At 60.0% G+C, this 22,026-nt stretch carries 23 protein-coding genes; 18 read left to right on the forward strand and 5 right to left on the reverse strand.

Annotated features, from left to right (window positions below; genetic code table 11):
• The first annotated feature begins 6 nt into the window (after nt 1-6).
• Together D1F64_RS03390 and D1F64_RS03395 are read left to right on the forward strand one after the other, a co-directional pair.
• Complete coding sequence (locus D1F64_RS03390) at nt 7-2,238, forward strand: hypothetical protein (protein WP_117411268.1); 2,232 nt, start codon at nt 7-9, stop codon at nt 2,236-2,238.
• 11 nt (nt 2,239-2,249) lie between these two features.
• Nucleotides 2,250-2,435, forward strand: a complete 186-nt coding sequence (locus tag D1F64_RS03395; RefSeq protein WP_117411269.1) for a hypothetical protein — start codon at nt 2,250-2,252, stop codon at nt 2,433-2,435.
• On the opposite strand, the gene D1F64_RS03400 is transcribed toward D1F64_RS03395, so the two are convergent.
• A protein-coding gene (locus D1F64_RS03400) for an IS5 family transposase (RefSeq protein WP_162901259.1) occupies nt 2,432-3,201 on the reverse strand; the annotation gives its coding sequence in 2 pieces (ribosomal slippage) (nt 2,432-2,884 and nt 2,887-3,201; 768 coding nt in all). The two genes, D1F64_RS03395 and D1F64_RS03400, sit on opposite strands and share 4 nt — an antisense overlap.
• A gap of 87 nt (nt 3,202-3,288) precedes the next feature.
• Between D1F64_RS03400 and D1F64_RS03405 the strand changes: the two genes are divergently transcribed.
• From D1F64_RS03405 to D1F64_RS03450, 11 genes are all read left to right on the forward strand, one after another.
• Complete coding sequence (locus D1F64_RS03405; protein WP_117411271.1) at nt 3,289-5,379, forward strand: hypothetical protein; 2,091 nt, start codon at nt 3,289-3,291, stop codon at nt 5,377-5,379.
• Nucleotides 5,376-5,873 carry a DUF4376 domain-containing protein gene (locus D1F64_RS03410; protein WP_162901260.1) on the forward strand — a complete coding sequence of 166 codons (498 nt, stop codon included), beginning with the start codon at nt 5,376-5,378 and terminating at the stop codon, nt 5,871-5,873. Before D1F64_RS03405 ends, D1F64_RS03410 begins: the two co-directional genes overlap by 4 nt.
• An 89-nt stretch (nt 5,874-5,962) precedes the next feature.
• On the forward strand, nt 5,963-7,402 hold the full coding sequence (locus tag D1F64_RS03415) for a phage tail sheath subtilisin-like domain-containing protein (RefSeq protein ID WP_117411273.1): 1,440 nt from the start codon (nt 5,963-5,965) through the stop codon (nt 7,400-7,402).
• 128 nt (nt 7,403-7,530) lie between these two features.
• A complete protein-coding gene (locus D1F64_RS03420; RefSeq protein WP_117411274.1) occupies nt 7,531-8,040 on the forward strand; it encodes a phage major tail tube protein in 510 nt (169 codons plus the stop codon).
• 53 nt (nt 8,041-8,093) lie between these two features.
• Nucleotides 8,094-8,357 carry a phage tail assembly protein gene (locus D1F64_RS03425; protein WP_162901261.1) on the forward strand — a complete coding sequence of 88 codons (264 nt, stop codon included), beginning with the start codon at nt 8,094-8,096 and terminating at the stop codon, nt 8,355-8,357.
• Between the two features lie 171 nt (nt 8,358-8,528).
• Nucleotides 8,529-8,687 carry a hypothetical protein gene (locus D1F64_RS23035; protein WP_162901262.1) on the forward strand — a complete coding sequence of 53 codons (159 nt, stop codon included), beginning with the start codon at nt 8,529-8,531 and terminating at the stop codon, nt 8,685-8,687.
• Nucleotides 8,688-8,838: 151 nt separating this feature from the next.
• Nucleotides 8,839-10,656: a phage tail tape measure protein gene (locus D1F64_RS03430; protein ID WP_117411276.1), complete on the forward strand. Its 1,818-nt coding sequence runs from the start codon at nt 8,839-8,841 to the stop codon at nt 10,654-10,656.
• Nucleotides 10,656-10,856 (forward strand): hypothetical protein, encoded by a 201-nt coding sequence (locus D1F64_RS03435; RefSeq protein WP_117411277.1) that lies wholly within the window; start codon nt 10,656-10,658, stop codon nt 10,854-10,856. Before D1F64_RS03430 ends, D1F64_RS03435 begins: the two co-directional genes overlap by 1 nt.
• Nucleotides 10,846-11,310 (forward strand): phage tail protein, encoded by a 465-nt coding sequence (locus D1F64_RS03440; protein WP_117411278.1) that lies wholly within the window; start codon nt 10,846-10,848, stop codon nt 11,308-11,310. Before D1F64_RS03435 ends, D1F64_RS03440 begins: the two co-directional genes overlap by 11 nt.
• Nucleotides 11,311-11,326: 16 nt before the next feature.
• A complete protein-coding gene (locus D1F64_RS03445) occupies nt 11,327-11,539 on the forward strand; it encodes a tail protein X (RefSeq protein WP_117411279.1) in 213 nt (70 codons plus the stop codon).
• Between the two features lie 3 nt (nt 11,540-11,542).
• A complete protein-coding gene (locus tag D1F64_RS03450) occupies nt 11,543-12,538 on the forward strand; it encodes a contractile injection system protein, VgrG/Pvc8 family (RefSeq protein ID WP_117411280.1) in 996 nt (331 codons plus the stop codon).
• Nucleotides 12,539-12,546: 8 nt separating this feature from the next.
• Here the strand turns inward: D1F64_RS03450 and D1F64_RS03455 are convergent, their stop codons facing one another.
• A complete protein-coding gene (locus D1F64_RS03455) occupies nt 12,547-12,918 on the reverse strand; it encodes a helix-turn-helix domain-containing protein (RefSeq protein WP_117411281.1) in 372 nt (123 codons plus the stop codon).
• 11 nt (nt 12,919-12,929) lie between these two features.
• A complete protein-coding gene (locus tag D1F64_RS03460) occupies nt 12,930-13,184 on the reverse strand; it encodes a type II toxin-antitoxin system RelE/ParE family toxin (protein ID WP_117411282.1) in 255 nt (84 codons plus the stop codon).
• Between the two features lie 151 nt (nt 13,185-13,335).
• Here D1F64_RS03460 and D1F64_RS03465 point away from each other — a divergent pair, with 151 nt between their 5' ends.
• The 5 genes from D1F64_RS03465 to D1F64_RS03485 all read left to right on the forward strand — a co-directional run bounded on the left by D1F64_RS03465 (nt 13,336) and on the right by D1F64_RS03485 (nt 16,495).
• Entirely contained in the window at nt 13,336-14,118 is a 783-nt protein-coding gene (locus tag D1F64_RS03465; RefSeq protein WP_117411283.1) for a peptidoglycan-binding domain-containing protein, read from the forward strand.
• A gap of 43 nt (nt 14,119-14,161) precedes the next feature.
• Nucleotides 14,162-14,644: a hypothetical protein gene (locus tag D1F64_RS03470; protein ID WP_117411284.1), complete on the forward strand. Its 483-nt coding sequence runs from the start codon at nt 14,162-14,164 to the stop codon at nt 14,642-14,644.
• A gap of 165 nt (nt 14,645-14,809) precedes the next feature.
• Nucleotides 14,810-15,064: a hypothetical protein gene (locus tag D1F64_RS03475; protein WP_117411285.1), complete on the forward strand. Its 255-nt coding sequence runs from the start codon at nt 14,810-14,812 to the stop codon at nt 15,062-15,064.
• Nucleotides 15,057-15,383 (forward strand): hypothetical protein, encoded by a 327-nt coding sequence (locus D1F64_RS03480; protein ID WP_117411286.1) that lies wholly within the window; start codon nt 15,057-15,059, stop codon nt 15,381-15,383. Before D1F64_RS03475 ends, D1F64_RS03480 begins: the two co-directional genes overlap by 8 nt.
• A gap of 281 nt (nt 15,384-15,664) precedes the next feature.
• Entirely contained in the window at nt 15,665-16,495 is an 831-nt protein-coding gene (locus tag D1F64_RS03485) for a DNA adenine methylase (protein ID WP_117411287.1), read from the forward strand.
• 374 nt (nt 16,496-16,869) lie between these two features.
• On the opposite strand, the gene D1F64_RS03490 is transcribed toward D1F64_RS03485, so the two are convergent.
• Nucleotides 16,870-21,450 (reverse strand): DEAD/DEAH box helicase, encoded by a 4,581-nt coding sequence (locus tag D1F64_RS03490; RefSeq protein WP_117411288.1) that lies wholly within the window; start codon nt 21,448-21,450, stop codon nt 16,870-16,872.
• A 155-nt stretch (nt 21,451-21,605) separates the two neighbouring features.
• Complete coding sequence (locus D1F64_RS03495) at nt 21,606-21,965, reverse strand: CU044_2847 family protein (protein WP_117411289.1); 360 nt, start codon at nt 21,963-21,965, stop codon at nt 21,606-21,608.
• Between the last annotated feature and the right edge of the window lie 61 nt (nt 21,966-22,026).

The raw sequence follows: 22,026 nt of genomic DNA on the forward strand, positions 1-22,026 counted from the left end.
CACACCATGGACCGTCAGGTCATCATCAACGATTTTCAGGAAGTCCCGGCGTCCGACTTCATGGACATTCAGGGCTTCATGCAGGCCGGCGTCGATGCGCTCGTCAAATACGCGATCCACGATGGTCAGGCCTATGCGGGCTTTGCTGTCGCCGCCTCGGGCACGTTTGATGTGACCATCCAGCCCGGCGTCTACTTCGCGGCCGGCAAGATGTACGCCGCACGCGCAATCCAGACCCGCGACCTGGTCGAATACCAGCCGGTCGCCAACAAGCGGATGGTGGCAATTGTCGCCTGGGGAACGACGATCGACCAGTCGCCTGCGTATCGCGACTATGTCGTCAATCTGGAGACGGAAGAGACCGAGGCGCGGCAGGTCAATATGGAGCGCGCGCGGATTGCCAATATCGGCACCATCGGCGGCGTGGAAAGCGGCGACCCGCAGGCACCGACCATCCCGCTCGATCGCATTGCCGTGGCCTATGTGATCCTGTCGCCGACCGGCATCGAGGAGATCGTCTACAACACCGCGAACGACCTGTCGTCGGCGCGCCGCAACGACGAACGGCTCGACGACGTCGAAGGCTGGAAGGCGCTCGCCGAGCCGCGCATCTCGACGATTGCGACCGACGTCGCCAATCTGTCCAATGGACAGACGGGCCGGGTCGGCATGGAAGACCTGTTTGCCGTCGCCGCGGACGTAGCTAGGCTGAAGGAGTTGCAGGGACTTCCGGACGATTATTCCGACTATGGCGCCGACCGCTATCTCGACACGGATGAGAGCGATACCGACGATCTTGAGTTTCTCGCCAAGGTCGAAGAGGGCGTGCGCTTCGCCCCGGCGAACAAGAACGTCTCCGAGCTGGCGCTGTTTTCCTCGATCAATGCACAGGTGACCCTGACCAACGGATTGTTGCTGCCGAAATTCGCGTCCCAACTGCGGCTGTCGGTCACCGGCTATGTCGGTGAGCAATCGATCACGCAGTACACGCAGACGTCCTACACGGTGGTTGAGAAGACCATGACCCGGCAGCGCGTCCGCTGGGGGCAGATTTATGAGTATTGCACCAACTCGGCCTGGTGGCGCTCGGGTCAATACGACCCTATCACCAAAATCTTCACGCGTGCGGGCGAGACCTTCGAAGTCATCTCCGGCAACGTCTATGCGCACGATTGGATCCGCCTCAAGCAGTATTGGGTCGACTCGGTCGAGGAACCCTACTGGACGGTTGTCGCCAACAATCACACGCTCAACGGTGCCCAGATCGCGCAGACGTTTTTGAACAGCCAGGCTGGCTGGCTGACGGGCGTGGATCTCTACTTCACGCGCCGGGGAACCAGCGGCAACGTGCATCTGACGATCTGCGAACTGACCCCCTCCGGCACGCCGGACCTGTCCGCCGCCGTTCAGCAGGTCACGGTCGATTTTCTCGACCTCAAGCAATACCCGAGCGCCACGACGGTCGCCTTCACGCCGACCTATCTCACCGCCGGCAAGCGCTACGCGGTCGTCCTCACCACACAGGGCAACCACTACATCGGCATGGCCGACGGCGGGGAATATCTCGCCGGCACGTTCTTCTATTCGACCGATGGGGCTTATTTTGCGGGCGATATCAGCAAGGACATGATGTTCGGGCTGCGGTTTGCAAAATTCTCGGCGTCACGTGTCGCGGTCGACATGCAGCCGCTCAATCTTGATGGCGGCATCGCCGGCATCGATCTGCTCGCCGCGATGATAACGCCCGACGCCTGTGACCTGACGTTCCAGGTTCAGCTTGCCAGCGGATGGGTGCCATTGGCGTCGATCACACCAAATGCGCTCGTCGGACTGCCGCCGCTGTTGCCGTTACAGGTCGTTTTCCAGGGGACGCCGGATCTTCATGCGGGTATCGCGCTGAGCGGATCGCAGGTCAGTGTCGAGCGGCCGCGCACGGCGTTCAAGCACATCTCAACGCCCCGCGTTCTCGCCTCCGCCTCCGACACGGTCCGGATCCAATGGGAGCTCGGCCACTGGAATGCCGACTACCACACGTTCACCGCGATCCTGAAAACGGACGGCGGTGACGAGATGCCCGATGTCGTCGCGGACGAAGCGCTTCCCGGCAATCGCCTGAAGCGCACGATGACGTTCAATCTCGACGCTCCCGTTGCCAGCTTCCAGATCGAGGCTTCCGGCACGACCACAACCGCCCTCGACCTCTTCCACATCGAAGAACGCGTCGACGTGGAATTTTAAGGACACCCCACATGAGCCCGAAAAAGAGCACTGAACCGGCGCGGGTCTTTGAGGCAGCGACCGACTACGAGACCCGGGTCGCGCGCGTCGTGACCCACAAGAAAACCGTCCTGCGGCCGTCCGGAACATACGTGATCAAGGGTCGCGTCCTCACTGAGCTTCCCGCCGACGCGATCAAGTCCGCCACCCCGGTCTAGGTGACCGACTCATAAGTTCGCAACCATATGCGGATTGAAGCGAGTTGGACTGACGCGAGAAAATTGTCGTCGCGCTTGTCGTATCGTGTGGCAATGGCCCTGAAGTGTTTGAGTTTGCTAAAGAAACGCTCGACGGCGTTGCGTTGTCGATAAACCCAGGCGCTGAAGGGGAAGGTTTTGACGCGGTTCGGCATGGCGCGGATGTTGGCCCATGCGCCCCGCGCGGCCATTTCGGCGCGCAAGGCATCGCTGTCATAGGCGCGGTCGGCGAGCAGGATGTGACCGGCCTTGAGCGTTTCGAACATGTCGGTGGCCGAGCGTCCGTCGTGGGCCTGGCCTTCGGTCAGCTTGAGGCGGATCGGCCGGCCCTCGGCGTCGACGAGCGCATGGATCTTGGTGGTCAGGCCGCCGCGCGAGCGACCCATGCAACGGGATCGCTCCTCTTTTTTTGGCCGTTGGCGGCATGCTGGTGAACGCGGATCGATGACGAGTCGATCATCTGCACGTCACCGTCGTAAGCATCTGATACCGCTTCAAGAATGCGTGCCCAATGACCGGCCTTGCGCCAGCGGTTGAAGCGGTTGACGCAGGTCGTGTACGGGCCATAGCGCGCCGGAATGTCGGCCCAAGGCGCTCCCGTGCGCAGCCGCCAGAAGATGCCGTTCAGCACCTTGCGGTCATCGGCGCGCGGGACCCCACGCACCTTTGTCGGCAGAAGCGGCTGTATCACAGACCACTCGAAATCCGTCAGATCGAAGCGAGCCATCCTGACCTCCATTGATGGTGGTCAGTGAATCAGAACCCTCGCGCCAAGGGAATCCCGTTTATGAGTATGTGACCTAAGGGACCTCCCATGCCGTCACGCTTTGAAGACTACCGCGTCAAGCGCGGCGACAATCTCGGCGATCCGGCCTTCTGGAACCGCCGGTTCAAGGATCTCGACGCCCGGACATCGGGCGTCGAGGATCAGAAATCGACGCTCGACGCCGTGATCGAGGAAGGCCGGACGGTCTTTCGCGACAAGGCGAATGAGGTCCTGCTGCCGCTGATCAACGAGGTCTATGAGATCGCCGATGTCGGCGCGATGCTGCGTGCGACCAGCGCCACCGAACACGCTGTCTCAACCGGCGGCAAGACTTTTGTCATCGATGAAGGCCAGCGGCTGCGCTTCGCCGCACCCGCCTATGTCGCCATCTATCGGATGACCAGCCCGATCGCGGCGATGCTGGGCGAGGTCGTCTCCTACGACAGCGGCACGGGTGAGCTGACGGTCGACATCGATCGGATCTCCGGGACGGGCGAGCACGGCGCATGGACGGTCACGGCCGCATCCCCATCGGACACGGCCGAGGCCATCGCGACGGTTCTCGCGGCCGTCGACATCGTCAACGCCGACAAGGAAAGCGCGCTGGGCGCGGCGGGGCTCTCCGTTGAGAAAGCCGGGCTCACTGTCTTGAAGGCGGACGAGGTCGCCGCGTTCGCGGTTTCGGTCTCCGATGACGCCGACCGCTCGGAAACCGCGATCGGCACGCTTGAAGGGATTTTTGCCAGTCAGTCCCAAACCTATCTCGGCGCGTTCCCGTCCGATCCGGTGACAGACCTCAACGGCGATGCGCTTGTCGCCGGCGCGGAGTACTGGAACTCGATCGATGGCAACAAGAAAATCTATGACGGCTCGGGCTGGACGGTCGCCTATGTTCCGGTCGGCTCCGAGGTCACGACGATCTTCGGCCGCACGGGCAATATCACGGCGCAACTCGGCGACTATTCCGCCGACAAGATTACGAGCACGGCGATCACGGGGCTTGCCGGCGGCACCATCCAGGCGGTGCTTGGTTCTGTGAAGACCGCGCTGGACGCCAAGGCGTCCGCAGCCGACCTGACGACCGGGCTCGCGGGCAAGTCGGATACCGGCCACACGCACGCTTTTGGTGATCTGACGGGCAAGCCGACGACGCTGTCAGGCTATGGAATCACGGATGGGCGCACGGCGGCGCAGATTGCGTCTGATATCGCGGCGGCGATTTCCGACCGCGCGGCGACGTCCTATGTCGATGCGCAGATCGCGGCACTTCTGGGCGGCGCGCCGGCGGCGGCCCTCGATACGATCGCGGAGCTGGCCGCCGCGCTCACCGACAACGACAGTGACATCGCCGCGATCATGGCGTCGCTGGCGACCAAGCTGCCGGCGGCGAGCTATACGGCGGCGGACGTGCTGGCCAAGCTGAAGACGGTCGACGGCGCCGGCAGCGGCATCGATGCGGCCACGGCCGCAACGCTTGCGACACCGCGCACGATCAGCCTTTCGGGCGATGCCACGGGCAGCATTGCCTTCGACGGTAGCGCGAATGTCACCATCCCGATGACGGTCGGGGATAACAGCCACGCGCACACGATCGCCAACATCACCAGCCTGCAGGCCACGCTTGATGCAAAGGCCCTGGCCAGCCGGACGATCTCGGCGGGCGCCGGCCTGACCGGCGGCGGTGACCTAGGCGCCAACCGGACGCTGTCGGTGGTTAAGGCGACCACGCCGCAGGCGCAGGCCGGTACCGGTACCGGCATCATGGATGCGGCGCTGACCAAGGCCGCGATCGAGGCGCTGGCGCCTCGCGAACCGGACTATGAGAGCGCTGAACTGACGATAACGATGCTTTCCGTGGCCGTCGTTAGCCATGGCCTCGGAGTGAAGCCGAAGGAGGTGCACGTCTGGCTGATCTGCAAGATCGCACAGAACGGATATGCCGTTGGCGAAGAGGTGCCCATTGAGACCACGGGCGGCGTTGAGGTCACAAACAACGGCGTTTCATTCACCGTGAGCGCCACTTCGGTCGATATCATTACCGGTTCGATTTTCTATGGGAAGAACAAGTCGTCACCCGTAAGCAACCCGGCATCGTTTGCCGCTGCAAATTGGAGATACATCGTGAGGGCATGGCTATGATCCAGACAGTCCGCTACGCGGCGCGCCCGGACGGCACTTTCGCCGGCACCTATGTCGATGCCCTGATGCCGGATGGCTGCACAGATACGGGTATCGCACCGGTGGACGGCCGTCAGATCTGGAACGGCTCGGCATGGGGCGACCCGGCGCCATTGGCCGAAGACCTCGAGGCGCATCTCGCGTCGATCCGTTATGACCGCGAGGTCGCGGGAGTCACGGTCGGCTCGATGGAAATCTCCACGGACCGCGACAGTCAGGCAAAAATTCTCGCCGCCCGCGTCGCGGCTATGACTGACCCGGGTTTTGCGACGACCTGGAAGGCGGCAAACGGGTTCTTCCCGCTGGACGCCGCCGGTATCGTTGGCATGTCGGATGCGGCGCTTGCGCACGTCAACACCTGCTTTGCCGCCGAGGCGAGCGTATCCGCCTTGATCGACGAGGAAGGCGTCGTCGATCTTGCCGGCGTTGAGGCTGCGTTCATCGCGGCGCTGTAACGCGCGATCAATCCAAGCGTGATGCGGATCTGTTCCGCAATTTCCGACCCGCCACACGGCGGGTTTTTTCATATCTCAAGGAGACAGCAATGGCGGACATCGCCTTTCACCACGGCACGCGGATTTCGCAGTCCGCGGAAACGCCCGTCCTGATCCGCACCGCGCAGTCGGCCGTCGTCGGGATCATCGGCACAGCCGCTGATGCGGATGCCGACGCGTTTCCGCTCAACACACCCGTTCTGCTCAAGGGACAGCAATTCGCGAAGGCCGCCAAACTCGGCGCGGCGGGCACGCTGAAGGACGCCGTCGACGCGGTCAACGCGCAGATCGGCACATACATGGTGATCGTTCGGGTCGAAGACGGTGAGGACACCGCGGACACCATGAGCAACCTGGTCGGCGATCCCGCGACCATGACCGGCGTGCACGCCTTCCTCAAGGCCCGCTCGACGCTGTCGATCAAGCCGCGTCTGATTTGCGCGCCCGGCTACACCGGCGGTACGCCGGCTGACGGGATCCAGGCCCTGCAGGTTACCGCCGGCGGCACAGGCTATTCGGACAACCCGACGGTGACCATCACGGATGCGGGAGCCGGCGCGGGTGCCGAGGCCAAGGCGATCGTCGCCGGTGGTATTCTCACCGGCCTTGTCGTCACGCGCCACGGCGCGGGCTATTCCGACGCCACAGTGACGATCACCGATGCGTCCGGAACGCTTGCCACCGCGACGGCCACCATTGGCGCTGTCGCCAACCCGGTGGTGGTCGAGCTCGCCGGCGTTCTGGACAAGCTCAAGGCCGTGGCCTGGGTCGACGGCCCGGACACGACGGATGAGGCCGCCACGATCTACCGCGGGCTTCTCAACTCCCGCCGCATCAAGGTGGTCGACCCGCGCGTGCTGGTCTGGGATAGCGTGTTTGATGCCTATGTGCCGATGCCGGCCGCACCCTATTTTGTCGGCGTGCAGGCGCGCATGGACCGCGAGCGCGGCTTCTGGTGGTCGGAATCGAACAAGCCGATCAACGGCATCGCCGGCATCAACCGGCCGGTCTCCTATGGCGACCAGACCGACTATCTCAACGAGAATGATGTCGCCACGATCGTCAACATCGACGGCACGGGGTTCCGGACGTGGGGTAACCGCGGCTGCGGTTCGGAAAGCCTGTGGAAGTTCTTCTCCGTCGTGCGCACGGCCGACTTCATCAATGAGGCTCTTGAGGCGGCGTTCCTGGAGTTCGTCGACCGGCCGTTTTCCAAGGCCAATCTGAAACTGGCCATCGAGAGCGGTAACGCCTTCCTGCGCACGTTGCGGGCAGAAGGCGCGATCCTTGGCGGCAAGATGTGGATCGATCAGGATCTCAATGAGGCGAGTGAGCTGGCGCAAGGCCGGATCACTTTTTCGGTGGAATTTGAACCGCCGGCGCCGATGGAAGACATCCGCATCATCGCCTACCGCAACATCCTCTACTACGACCGGCTGATCGCCGATGTCGTTAGCGAGATCGAGGGCGGCGCTCTCACGGCTGCCTAAAGCGCCGCGCGCGACGCGTCGCATCATCAACGCCGGGCTTATTGCCCAAAATTTCCATATCCGATCAGCCTATCCACGTTCAACCATCATTGGTTGCGCGCGCGCTGATCCTGTGAGGATCACCCATCATGTCGGAATTGCCGCGCTACATCCTGCGCGACTGCACGATCTTCGTCGACACGCATTCGAAGATTGGCCAGGCCTCGGAAATCACGCTTCCCGTGCCCACCGAGAAAGTCGAAGAGCTTCGCAACGCCGGCATGATCATGCCGATCGAGGTCAAGCTCGGTTTTGAGAAAATGGAAGCCGGCTTCAAGCTGACGGCTTTCGATCCGCAGGTGATCAAGCTGGTCGGCCTCAAGGCCGGCGTCGAGAAGGCCTTCATGGCCACCGGCGCTCTGGTCGACGAAGACGGCACCGTTCACCCGGCTGTCGCCTATATGCGCGGCTTTCTCAAGAGCCATGATCCCGGCTCCTGGAAGCCCGGTGAGGTCGGGGAGAGCGATCACCCGATTTCGCTGCGCTACTACAAGCTCGAGGTCGACGGCGAGGAACTGCTCGAGGTTGATCCCTTCGGCATCTCGGTCGGCGGCGTCTCCCAGACCGGCGACATTCGCGGCGCGCTGCTGTTGAGCTGAGCCGACCGCGCGCTGCCCCTCCCACATTTCATTTCTGAGCACAGGTGCTGACCATGACTGACGTATCCATCTCCCTTTCCAAACCCATTGAGCACGAAGGCAAGACGGTCACGAGCATGACCTTCCATGAGGCGTCGCTCGGCGATCTGGCGGTGACGGACGCCGCCGCCGGTGGCGTCGCCAAGACGATCCTGCTGCTGGCGGCGCTGTCCGGGCAGACCGAGGAACTCGTGCGCAAGATCAAGGCTGTCGATCTGGATGCGATCCTGGAGAAGGTGGAACCGCTCACGGGAAACTTCTTCAAGGCGAACGGGTAGTTCGCCGCTTCGCTCATACGATCTCGCGCCGGCGTTGGCGCGAGATCGCGGCGCTGATCGCGCATGTGCTGCACACGCCCCTGCCGCAGGTCCTGGCGATGCCGCCTGATGAGGCGCTCGCCTGGCATGAGATCGCCGCGCGGATGATCGGCGGAAACCCGGAAAGCTGACATGGCCGTTCTCAATTCCACCTTGCGCGTTGGCCTCGACGACCGGCTCACCGGCAAGGGCCGGGGCCTGTTCGGCATGCTCAACCGGTTGTCCGGGCAGGGCGGCGGATGCAGTCTGGGCTCGTCGGCCAGCAGGCGACAGCCGGCGTCACTGCTATGACGCGGCGGCTGGTGGCACTGAGCGGAGCCTATATCGGTTTCCGCAACACGCTGGGGGCGTCGTTCAACTTTGAGGACAAGTTCGCCGAGGTCCGCAAGGTGATCGATACGACACCGGCGGCCTGGCCGCGTTGCGTGATCAGATCCTCAAAATGTCGACGAGCCTGTCTGGTATCTCCGCCGGCGGGCTTGCCGAGATCATGGCGGAAGCCGGCCAGGCCGGCATCGCCATGGAGCGGCTTGGACGTTTCACCAACTACACGGCCAAGGCGTCGGTCGCCTTCGACATGGCGGCGGGAGAGACCGGCAGCACATTCGCCAAGCTCGGCAACGTCTATCAGCTCAATCAGCAACGGCTGGAGCATCTCGCCGATGCGACGAACCTGCTGTCGAACAACATGGCGGCCAAGGCCAGTGAGATCCTGAATTTTACAAACCGCGCGGCCGGTGCGGCCGACGTGCTCAACCTGCTGCCGGAACAGATGGCGGCGGTGGGGGCTGCGATGACGGCCGCCGGGGTCGTGCCGGAAACTGCCGCGCGCGGTCTCAACGCGTTCTCCAACAAGATGGTGAAGGGCGGGCCGAAGATCGAACGGGCGTTCAAATCCATCGGCCTTTCGTTCAAGCAGTGGTCCAAGCTGAAGAAGGAGAACGGCCCTCAGGCGATGCGGCAGCTGTTTGAATCGCTGAACAAGGATTCCGATGGCGCCCGGGCCATGCAGGATCTGTTCGGGCAGGATTTTTCCGACGATTTCGGCAAGCTGATGAAGAACCCGAAGCTGTTGGCCCAAGCCTTTCAGCTCGCAGGCGAAGAGGCGCGGATCGCCGGATCGGTGCAGGCGGAGTATTCCAATAAGGTTGCCACAGATATCGGCCGTATCCGCCGGCTGGGCAATCACCTCAAGGCGATCGGCATCCGGCTCGGCAACATGGCGGCCGGGCCGCTGGGCGCGGCGGCCGAGCGCATCAGCGGGATTTTCGACACGCTCGATCAACGCGTAACGGTGTTTGACAAGATCAAGGCCGGATTGGATGGCCTGGCCGCGGGCCTGGGCTTCACCGACGCGGGTGGTGCGGCATCAAGCTTTGCGGATTGGCTGGAAACCAGCATCTTCGGCCAGCTGGAGAGTTTTGAGCAGGACACCGACCGGTTGGGGCGCATCTCCAATCGGTTCATGGAGATCGGCCGGAATTTCCGCTCGGCTTTTGATGCCTTCACTGGCGGGCAGGGCGCCGGCGTGGCGATGGCCTCCGCCGGCGCGGGCCTGTCCAAGCTCGGCGGAGCGATGACATTGGGCGGGGCCGTGGTGCTCGGCCTGACCGCGGCCAAGCTGCTGCGGTTTTCAGGAGCCTTGGCAGCCCTTGGTTTGGGAAGCCGCCTCGTGCGCTTTGGCGTCATTGCGGCGGGGCTGTCGCAACTGGCAAGCTCCGGTGGTGAAATGAGCGCTGTGGACTGGGCTGTCTCCGCAGCCGGCGTCGGCATGCTCGGCGCTGAGTTGTTCAAGCTGGGTCGCGGTGCGACGGCTGCCTATCGCGGATTGAAGACCGTTCTCACCGGCGCAAAGGCGCTCGGCGCCGGTGCCGCTACGGGCGCCGCAGCCAAAACCGGCCTGCTGTCGGGCCTGCTTGCCAATCCGCTCGGCGCAGGTGCGGCGGCACTCACGGGTGCCACGGCATTTGGGATGTGGGCGGCTGCGAAATCCGATCCCAACGCCAAAAACAAGGATCTGATCGCGGACGCGCAGCGCCGCAACCGGACAGGCTCCGGTGTGCCGGTCATTCCGCGTGGCGATTATACGCTTGGCGGATTCGGAGGGTTTCGCGGGCGGACAAAGGCGCGCAAACCGGTGACGGCTTCATCAACGCGCCGCTCGCCTTCCGCCGCAGCGAGGCCTATGTCGCCTCGCTGCCGTCATCGCGTGGTGGTGCGCTTTCTGGTGGGCGCCTGGGCCCGTCCGACGTCAAGCTGATGGGACAGCCGATCGAGGCCATCGTGCGGCCACTGGGCACGCAGGACGTGCGGGTGACCAATCCGCCAACCTTGAGCGTGCCCGTCTCGGTGACGGTGCATGCAACATCTTCGGCCGACCCTCACGCGATCGGCAGCGAGGTCGGCCGGGCGACGGGGGCCGCGGTTGGTGACGCCCTTCGCGAAACCTATGCGGACTGATCAACAAGAGGCGAGGCCACATGTCGGGACCGACGGGAATGGCGCTGGGGCGTTTGCCTTCCAAGCGCTGGGATTTTCTTACACTGATGTTGCGCGACGGCTGTCGACGCCCTGGGCCAAGGTTGCGGTGGCCCAACGTCTGGACGCGCAGCAATGGACGGGCCCGGGCGAGGATGAAGTCTCGATCAAGGGCGTGCTGTTTCCCGAAGAGTTCGGCGGTGGCGCCAGCCTCGATGGTTTGCGCGCCGCGGCGCTCGTCGGCGTGCCGTTGATGCTCGTGTCCCTGGGTGGCCGGGTCTTTGGCTACCACACGATCCAGGGGATCGATGAGGATCGCGGGTTTCACGACGCCTTCGGGGCACCACGCCGCAACGCCTATGTGATCAAGCTGCTGCGCTACACGGGCTCGCCGTCGCCCTCAGCATTCAATTCGTTCGTGTCGCTCTTCGCCTGAACTTCAAGGAATATCCATGACCGAGATCCTGCGATCCACGACCGGCGACACGGTCGACCTGGTGGCGCTGCGCGCTTACAGCCGCACCGATAGGGCGACCGAGGCCATGCTTGCCGCCAACCCCGGCCTTGCCGCGCTCGGCGTCGTACTGCCGCTTGGAACGGCGGTCACGGCTCCCGATCTCGATGTCGAGGCACCGGCCATTGATCTCGTAAAACTGTGGGACTAGCCGATGCATCCCAAAGTCATTGTGACCGTCGACGGCAAGCCCGTCGCCGGCGCCTTCTACGAGCGGCTGGTCTCGCTGGTCATCACCGACCGCGACGGCAAGCGCTCGGACAGCGTCGCGATCGAGCTGGCGGATGGGCCGCCGGACTATCTCGCATTGCCGCGTCGCGGCGCCGTGATCCGGGTGCAACTGGGCTATGTCGAGACCCGCGTGCGCGATATGGGGGCTTTTGTCGTCGATGAAGTGTCGGGCAACTGTCTGCCCTATGCGCTACGCATCACCGGCCGCGCGGCCGATCTGCGCGACGGCAAGCTGAAGGAGCGCAAGGAGCGGCATTGGGACCGAAAATCGCTGAGCGATATCGTCAAGCAGCTCGCGGATGAAAATGGTCTGACGCCGGTGATCACCGGCTCCATCGGGAGCCATGTCTATGACTGGCTCGGCCAGCAGGACGAATCCGACATGCACTTCCTGGAGCGCCTGGCAGGCCGGCACAACGCGCTGTTCACCGTCAAGGACGGCCGTCTGGTGTTCTCCGCCAAGGGAACAGGCACGTCTGCGAGCGGCGCGGCGCTTGCCATCGTCACGATCGCGCCGCAGCGTATGATCACAGGCAGCTGCCGGTTTCAGTTTGCCGATCGGGGCAAGTTCAAAAAGGTCGTCGCCTACTACCAGGACCGCGACAAGGCCAAGCGGACCGAGGTCGGCGTCGATGCGGATCCGAAAGGGGAGGCGACGTTTAGGATCCCCGAACCCTTCGCAAGCATTGCGGAAGCCGATAAGGCGGCGGAGGCCAAGGCGCGCGAGCTGATGCGTGGCGGATTGTCTGCGTCGGTCACCGTGCCCGGCGACACGTCGATCCGCGCCGGCGCGCCTTTGGTGTTTGAAGGCGTCCGTCCGGGCCTCGATGGTGAGAAGCTGGTCATCGAGACCGCGACGCATCGGTTTTCCAAGCCGCAGGGCTATCTGACGGAGATCGCCGCCAAGTCGCGGAAATAGGCAGGCTGTCAGGCGATGTCGTCGAGGTCGGCGCGTAGCGCTGCGGCGATCGCCTTCAGCGCGGCGACGCTCCCGTCCTTCTTGTTCGTCTCGATCTCGGAGACATAGGCAGCACTCAGGCCGGCGGCGGCAGCGAGGTCACGGGCAGTAAGCCCGCGATAATCGCGCCAGACGCGCACCTTGTTCTCGCCGTCGAGGATGCGGTTGACGAATTCGGCCGGGATAAGCTCCTCCTCGCCAGCGGCGAGCTTGTGCTCAAACGCGCGCACGGCCTCGATATCCGCGCGGTCGTCCAGCGCTTCGCGCATGGCGAGATATTCGTCCTCGGGCAGCACGACGAGGCGCTCGCCCGCGGGAGTGGTGATGATCTGTTCGGACATAGCTCTCGCTCCTAGTTGTAGGCGCCGCCGCGCGGCGCGATCCTGATGATGGCGATGACGTCGCCGGCCTCTGAGAAGATCACCCGCCAGTCGCCGACGCGCAGGCGAAAGATGCCGTCCATGCCCTTGAGCGTCTTCACGTTGCCGGCAAGGCTTTCAGGAGTGCTCGCGTATTGCTCGATCTTGGAGCGGATATTGCGCGCGACGTTGGCCGGCATCCGGCTCAAGGTCCTGGTCGCGCCCTTGCTGTAGGCGATCTGTTTCATGGAGGAATGATAGCATATAGCTAATTTCTGTAAATGGAAAATAGCTAATAGCGAATTTTAGTAAGCTCTCAAAACCCGCCCGCCTTCACCAACTCAAATTGACCCACACCGGCCCGCGCGCCGGTTTTTTTGTGCGCAAAAGGAGAACTCAATGCGTCCAGTTTCGGAAATCATCGTGCATTGCACGGCCACGCCGGAGGGCCGGCCGGTGAGCGTTGCGGACATCGACGCCTGGCACCGGGCGCGCGGTTGGTCGGGCATCGGCTATCATCGCGTCATCGGCATCAAGGGCGAGCGATGGCAGGGCCGCCCGCTGGAAAACATCGGCGCGCATGTCGCCAGCCACAACACGGGCACGATCGGAGTGACCTACGTTGGCGGCGTGGCGACTGACGGAAAAACCGCGAAGGACACGCGAACGCTGACCCAGAAGGCGGCGCTGCTGGCCGAGCTGGTCGATCTGCGCGATCGCTTCGGCATCACCAAGGTGAGCGGCCACAACGACTACGCGGCCAAGGCCTGTCCGTCGTTTGATGCGCGTGCTGAGTACGGCCATCTGTTCGGCGCCGGCCGTGTGCCAAAGGCGCAGCCGTCCACCAGTGACAACGGCGTGCTCGCGCGTGGTGACAGCGGTCCGGCCGTGCGCGCCTGGCGCGAGCGGCTCGCCTCGTACCGCCGGAAGATCGGCCACCGCTTCGGCGTGCCGCAGGGCGATACCTTCGATCACACGATCGAGCTGGTGACGATCGAATTCCAAAACGACCGCGGCATTGTCGTGGACGGCAAGGTCGGCGAGCAAACACGCATTGAAATGGATCGCGCCTTGTCGGATCTCCCGCCCTACCAGGCGATCCCCGCCCACAACCCGCCGCCCGATATCGAGACGGCCCTGCGGCACCTGCAGCAGGCCATAACCGCGCTTTCCGCGGCCTGAGCGGCCGCACACCTTCCTCAACCCTGAAAATCTGGAGACTGACATGATGATGCGCCTTTTTGGTGCGGCAGTGGCCGCGCTTTGCCTGATCGCCACTGTTCCCGCGTCCGCCGCGACTGACGGCTTGATTGATTTCTCGCCACTGATCGAGCCGGCGTTTGCCGTTCTCGGCAGCGCCCTGGTTGCCACCGGCGGCTATCTGGTCACGCGCATCGCCCGTGCGCTCAATCTCAACATCGATGCACAACAGCGCTCGGTCATCGACCAGGCGCTGTATCAGGCCGTCGGTTACGGCCAAAGCTGGGCACGCGATGCGCTCGCCGGCGGCGTCCGCATCAATGTGCAGTCGGCCATCATCGAGCACGCGGCCGAGTATGCCATCGTAGCCGTGCCGCAGGCGCTTGCGCATTTCGGGATCGACCGGGACCGGCTCATGGACATGCTGGAAGCCCGGCTGGGCTTTGATCTCAATGGTGACGGCGCTGTTGGCGGGACGTTTGCTGCCGGCGCGAGCCCCACGCTGTGATCTTCGCCAAATGGCTCGCGAGCCAGGCAGCCGGTTGGCTGCTTGGTCTCGCGCGCGACCTGGCGGCCGATTGGCGGCGCGATCGGGCGCTTACGGATCTCGGCCGTAAGGACGCCGAGATCCAGGCGAGACGCGAGCGGGAAACTCTCAGAAAGGATGCGGAGAATGAGCGGATGCATCTTCGGGCTGATGATCCTGGGGACCTGTCTGGGGATCTCTGATCCAGGCCAACCCTCAAACACACTCGACGCGTCGTGCGATCTGCGCGTCACCCAGGCGCCGGCGGACTTGAAGCACCGGTGGCTCGATGAGCGTGGCCGGCCGCGCCGCGCACTGTCGCCGCAGGAGCGGCAATACGTGCTCGACCAGGCCGGCAACAACCGGATCCTGAAAAAGCGATGCGGGGGCAGCCATGATTGAGAACCTGGACGGGATCGTCAAAGCCGTACCGATGAAATGGCTGGTCATCGCCGCCTTCGCGTTGACCGGCGCGTTGGCCCAGCGGGACATGGGCTGGCCGGGCCGCATCATGACCTTTGTCTGCGGCGTCCTGGCGGCGGCCGTGTTCTGCGAGCCGTTGCTCGACCTTCTGTCGCTGTCGGAGTCCTGGGGGCACGCGGTCGCCGGTGTTCTGGCCGTGACGGGGCGCAATTGGGTGGCCTTCGCCATCCGCGCGTCACGCGATCCGCTGGAGCTTGCGGACCGGGTCGCGGCGATCATTCGCGGGGTACGGAAATGATCTGGGGAAACTTGCTGGTGTCAGCCCCGTAGACCTCGCGAGTGGGCGCGCACAGCGAGCTGGCGCTGTGCGGCGACACCAAATCCCAGACAAGACCATCAAATGATTCTCAGCCCGGTTCATGCCGGGCTGACGATCCCCGCCAGGAGCGGGGAGCCCGGAACATCTCGGTTCCGGACCACAGGGGTCAAAGTGCCAACCCGAACCCTGCCCGACGCAACTAGCTTTCCGCCATCCCCGCCGCTGCTGCAGCGAGGGAATAGCAGGAGGCAACAGCCCCAATGTCAATCCTCACTGAAATGCGCGACGTGAATCCCGTCCCGCCGGCCGCCGGTTATATCGGCGGCAAATCAAAGCTCGCGGTCCGCCTGATTGATCTCATCTCCACCGTGCCGCATGAGCTCTATGCCGAGCCCTTCGTCGGCATGGGCGGTGTGTTCCTGCGCCGGCCGAGCGCACCGAAGGCCGAAGTCATCAATGACCTCTCGGGCGATGTCTCGACGTTCTTCCGCATCCTGCAACGCCACTACGTGGCCTTTGTCGAAATGCTCCGCTTCCAGCTGACGACGCGGCGCGAGTTCGAGCGCCTGACCAATATTGACCCGTCGACCCTGACCGATCTCGAACGCGCGGCACGCTTCCTCTATCTCCAGCGCACCGCCTATGCCGGCAAGGTTTCGGGGCGCACGTTTGGGACGCGAGCGGGTGCGCCGGCGCTGTTCGACATCACGCGGATCGTGCCGCTGCTTGAATCCATCCACGAGCGGCTCGCTGGCGTCGTGATCGAGGCGCTGCCGTTCGATCGCTTCATCAAGACCTATGATCGCCCTCACACACTGTTCTTTATCGATCCGCCGTACTTTGGCTGTGAGACCGACTACGGCGCCGGCATGTTTACGAGGGATGATTTCGCGCGTCTGGCCGCGCAGTTGGCAGAGATCAAGGGACACTTCATCCTGACGATCAACGATTGCCCGGAGATCCGTGAGATCTTCGCCGCGTTCGAGCTGACGGCGGTGGATGTCAGTTACTCGATCCAGCGCGAGGCGCCGAAGGAGTTCGGTGAATTGATCATTACCGGACCGCGGGCGCTGCCGCGGCTGTTGATTTGAGGTTGGGCGGGTGGCGCCAAGGTCGCGCCTCTGAGGGCCCGCCGCTAGAGGTTTTTGGCTTCGGCGTGCCCGCACAAATAGTCGCAGTTATCCAGTTCGCTCTCATGACTGCTTTGGGGGCAGTTCCGGACATCGCTGGTTCGTGCCGGCACGGCAGAAAGGCACAAGAAGCCGTCGTTGGCCATGAGTCGATTTCGGACCAATGCCGTCGTTAGTGCTCGGTGCAGCGAAGGACCGCTTCGAGCCCAAATTATCTATTGCTGCGTGGCGAATAAACGGTCGCGAACCGCTCAATGCTGACTATACGAGTAGCAAGGACCAACCAAAGCGGACCCTCACAAAGCTCTTTAAAAATTGACTATAAAGGTAGATTCCTAAGCGATGTCGCTCAACTCCATGTACCTCACCCAACCATCAATGAGCGCATCTGGCGTGTCTTCCTTTAAATACGGGAAAATCTCATTCATTAGTGCCCTAGCTGCGAGAACCTTACCAGAAGACGCCGCTCGAACGGCCTCAATCGCTCCAGCGGGGTCAACGAAAAGGTTCCGCGTTAAAAAGCCAAGCAATACTCCATAAGAGGCAGGCGAGATCCTAAGATTTTGCTGCGCGACCGCATTGTTCGCACCAACCAACCAAGGAAAATCAACAATCACCTGAACACCAGCGACCTCCGGAATTTCATCGGACGGATCGCCGAAAAATGCCACCAACGAGGTCAAACAAGTCCTCTCGCGCGGTTCCTGATCTGTCTCACGGTCTCCCGCCGCGAATACGTCGACTCTCAGGGCGCCCATTGTCGACGTTAGTCCTATCCCCACTCCAGCCTCATCCGGCTCATCGAAATCCGGGTCTTTCAGAAGGGTTGCGACGGCCCCATGTTCCCAAACCGCGCCCGCATCATGATGTTCACCACCGACTGTAAGCGCCGCGATCTTCGCTACCGCGAATTCCCAATACTTCTTGGAAACTGCCTCAGCAGCACTTGCACCAAGACCGGAGGAAAAAGTGAAAGCCAATTCCGATATCTGGTAGTTCACGAACTCGCGAACTCGATCTCGGACTGCAACCTGACGATCTAACGGAAACATTGTTCCAAACTCGGCCGTTCCCAGAGCTACGTCCGAACTTCGCACTCCTTTGTCGAAAATTCGGCGCGCTTCTTGTCTAGATAGCAAAAACTCCTGATCCTGCTTTTTAAACAGCATCGGAATCGAGTCCTCGACGCATCCTAGTCTAACACGATGTGAAAGCCGAGCGGCGTCAAAGCGCTGAACTGGACCTGAGTAATCAGACTTCATTGAATTCAACAATTCTGAAGCAAAAAGAATTTTCCAAGTCAGTCCATCCGCGAAGCTCATAATGTCTAAAGAAATTTTGGAAGATTTGATCGCCTGAGCGTCATAAATCTGTTGCATTACGATTAAAGCGTTTGAGGCTGGCGCGCCACTAATCCAATGCAATAATCCTAGGAATATTCGCATACAAGCGTCATGGATACCTTCCGGATACCTGGCCTGAAGGTGATTCAGAGGTTGATTCTTTACACTCCAATTGCGAAACTCCTTGAGAACTGTTTCAAAAGACTTCTGTGAGTCTTCTTCCCCTGGTACTTCGCTACAAAGCATTATCGCAATTCGCTCTGACAAATCACGCAAGTTTCTGTCGGCGTTCCAGTCTCCGACAAATCCCACTTCAGGACAGTTTTCTATTACTCTTCGATGAGTTTCCTCCTGCACAATAATCGGCAACAACGCCAGTATGAAGGGCATTGGCCTTTCGGATGCATCCTTCCAGGACTTAAACATGGCTCTCATAGATCGCCGCAACGGCAGGACGGTTTCGATCTCAGTTCCAGTATCTATTACTGAAGCCCCCAACTTGGTGAGGCGAGGTCGCCCAAGGTATGGTTCGATTAGCATGAGATCATCAGATTGACATCCTAAAATTGTGAATCCCGTGGCCGCAGTGGCAAGATCCAATAATTTTGAATTATCAGCTTTCTGCTGCCAAAATAGCGTCCGTTTTAGGTATTTGTTGACCAATTCTGTTTCTGTGGCTCCCGCTCGTTTTTGAACTCCATTTCGACCTGGCGTACCTCCTAAGAAGCGCATGCCGTCCAAAACTGATCGAACAAAAGGATATGTAATAATTTCGGGAGCCGCGTGCTTAGGTTCTTCGCCAGCTTGAATCGATCGAGTTGCGTTCACGTCTTTTCCGTCAAATAGTCTACTGGTAACCTCAGGCACGCCTCCGAAGTATTCATTAATAATGCGTGCGCAAGAGTCGCCACGCGATTTCGAGACGAATATTACTACATTCGCTCTAGAAGAGGATTGGTTTAATCTTCCAGCTCTCCCAGCCATGTTGAAAAATGCATTCGTTGATAGTCTCTTATCTCCTCGCCCATCCGAAGGTCGTCGTTCACTCGATGGGAAGACAAGTGATCCAAAGAATACGTCGTCGACCTGAAGGTTGACACCGTAGCTCAGTGTTTCTGTTGCAATTATGATTTCCGATCTGACATCAGCGTCAATAGGCTTAGAAATATAATCCTCGATTGCATGACGAAGTCTGGGAGCTATCGAGGCGTTGTGCAAAAGTACACCGCTTGTGATTGCCAATTTTAATTCATCGCCGCTGATTGACATTTCTTGCTTGTCGACCGTTGCAGCCAGCTCCGTCAGTTCACTCAGAGATGGGTCCCATCCTGCCAGAGTATGCGAACGTTTAATACCTCCACGAACATACCTTGAGATTTCAAGCCCGATGTCTTTGGTATGGGAAAAGATAAGGAGCCTGTGCCCAGATGGATTTGAATACATCCAATCAACCACAAATTCCCGCACCACTTTGAGATACTCATCCTTCTTGCCTTCGGATTTGTTCTCAATGCCTGCCATCGGTATTAGCGCCTCAAGTTGCGATAACCGGCTGGCGTTAGCCTTCATTTCTGCAGGTTCCAAATACGTCAACTCGTCACGCGCAAAACTTTTGAACGGAATTATTGTATATGTGCGTGTGTCGTTCGACCCAAGAAGCAAAAAGTTGAAGTCTACTGACTTTGGCCGAACATTTGATCGAGAGATTATAGGTGGATATTCACCCAGGGAATGGCTGTCAAAGTGTGTGAACATCGTTTTAAGGGCTGTCTCACTCACATTGTCTGTAGTCACGCCAATGATACGCAGTGGATTGTTCGCATCCAGGGACGTCGAGCGGCGCTCTTTCTCATATTTTATTTTCGCTAACAACGATTCAAGCACACATCCGCGATGCAGGTTTTCGATCATGTGCAGCTCATCGATTATTACAAGATTGATTTTTCTTAGATAATCGGGAGACATTGACAAAAGCACGTTGGCCTTTTCGTAAACAAGGCATGCAACAAAGAAATCGCCCCGCGAAAGCGCGCCATCATCAGTGTGGTCCTCACCAGTAGAGAGGATCACACTCTTGGCTCTTAGTGCGTTTCTAGAAATATTTTTGTACAGAGGTTTCCAGACTCTGTATCTCTCTTGTGCAAGAGCTCTCGTTGGTGCAACATAAATAATCCGCGCTGTTTCTATACCGTACGGTTTTGCCAGCCCAAACGCCGCCTCCGCAAGGGTCGTTTTACCCGACGATGTTCCTCCGGCCAAGATTATATCTTGGAATGGAGATTGAATTTTTGGAATTTCTTCCAAGAACTTGTTTTGTAGGTCAGTTAGCGTCCAGTCATCACGCGATTTTATCTCCCCCATGTTTCGTAACATTTTTAGGGCCACGAGATTTTCAGAATAGCATGAGTCTAAAAGCTGGTGGAACTTTGGACCGACAACAGGCTCTTCGATTTCACCCGCGCTCTTCGGAGATGCAGGGTCAACTTCTGAGTTCACATTCGCCTTATTTATACCGAGAGCTTTATCGAGTTGGTCGAAACTAGAGAGCGTTGTTTTGGTTTTCTCGATTGATACATTTCCTGATATATTAAATGTATACCAATCTGGGCGCTTTCTATCCTTTGCATCAGGATCAAACCATTGTGGTGCATCCACCCAATTATCACGCCACTCTTTCGCCTGGAGTGAAACCGACAAACGCTCCGGATCCACCTCCCCAAACAGGACGCCATTTGCGTAGTGTTCGTCATCGTGTGCTTGGAATGCTGCCCCACTTTGAATGTGTAAGGCATTGCTACCATGATGTGTCGTTTGGCTCACAGTACTCTTGTGCCTGTGTCCGTGAAGATAGAGAACACCGTGCTCTGAAAGGATCTTAGATATTTTACCTTGCTCAGCATCTTCCAAATGGCTGATTGGATGGTGTCCTAAGACCAACTTAATTGAATCTCGCCGAGCCCGCCCGAGAGCATGTTCTAAAATGTCTTTGCCTACGAACAGTTTACCAAAATCTGCTTCTCCCTGATCTGCACTGCCCTGGCACAACCACGATGTATTTAGTGCCACAATGCTGTATTTTTGCTTTTCGAAATCAATTTCGTCCAGGTGATATGCACTATCAGAATTTAACCAGTCATTTCCTTGCACGTCCGGCCTTCGAACGAAATCCGAATAGAACGCAAATCTTTTCAAGCAGTCCCTTCGGTTGCCGCTAGAAATTTTCGATGGCCTGAGGTCCTGCGTCGGATCAAGTATCTGTGATCTAGTGTACCTGTCTGCATCGCGATCAACATCGTGATTCCCTGGAATATAGAATATCTTGTTTAACCACCCACGTTGCTTTTGATCGGCCATTAGAGAAACAAGGGGCTCGTGAAATTCTAGACGATATCTTTCAAATTGCTCTTTCTTGCCACTTTGGCTGATGTCACCAGTGACAAAAAATACATTTGGAATCCAACCTTGCTTAAGTTGATTTTTGACCAACGCTAGGCATCGTTCAAAGGCTATGGACTCGACGAATGCATCGCAATGCTTTCCAGTGTGGAAATCCGAAAAATGTACCCAACGCATCCTTTGGCCCTTTCGGTAAAAACAATTTCTTGTTTAGAGTGCACAATGCGCCGCCAATTATCAACTTCATTGATGCCAAAGCGCCATGGCCTTCCCGGCAAGGTCACCAGCCGCGTTCTCGCCCTTTGCGATCGCGGGCATGACGGCCGGATGCGTCATGTTGTGGTTGCCGCCTTCGGCTTTGGTTTCCAGACCAGCTTGACTTTCATCTGCGCCTCGGCGCTTGCCGACGCGAAGACCACGCCTGCGCCGCCTACGAACTTCAACGTCAGTTCCAGTTCGGCTGTCTCCGGTGTGAGCTCGATGCCGGCGATGGTTTCCGACAGTGCATTGCCGGCAGCTTTGACCCGTGTGATGGCGGCCTCGAACGAGCCCTCGTCGAGGGCGGCTTTGGCCGCCGCAGCCCCTCCGGCGGGAACGAACCCCTTCGTCCGTGTTGATGACGCTTGAGCGTCTTCGTCCGGAACCTCGATAAGGATCTCTCCGTCAGGTGTATCGTATTTTAGGATTGCCATCCCCGCCTCCAGTAATGTCTGATGTCCAGTATTGGCTGCGGGTCGTAATTTGTTCAAGAAA

Origin of the sequence: Breoghania sp. L-A4, assembly GCF_003432385.1 — a bacterium.
Lineage (GTDB): Bacteria > Pseudomonadota > Alphaproteobacteria > Rhizobiales > Stappiaceae > Breoghania.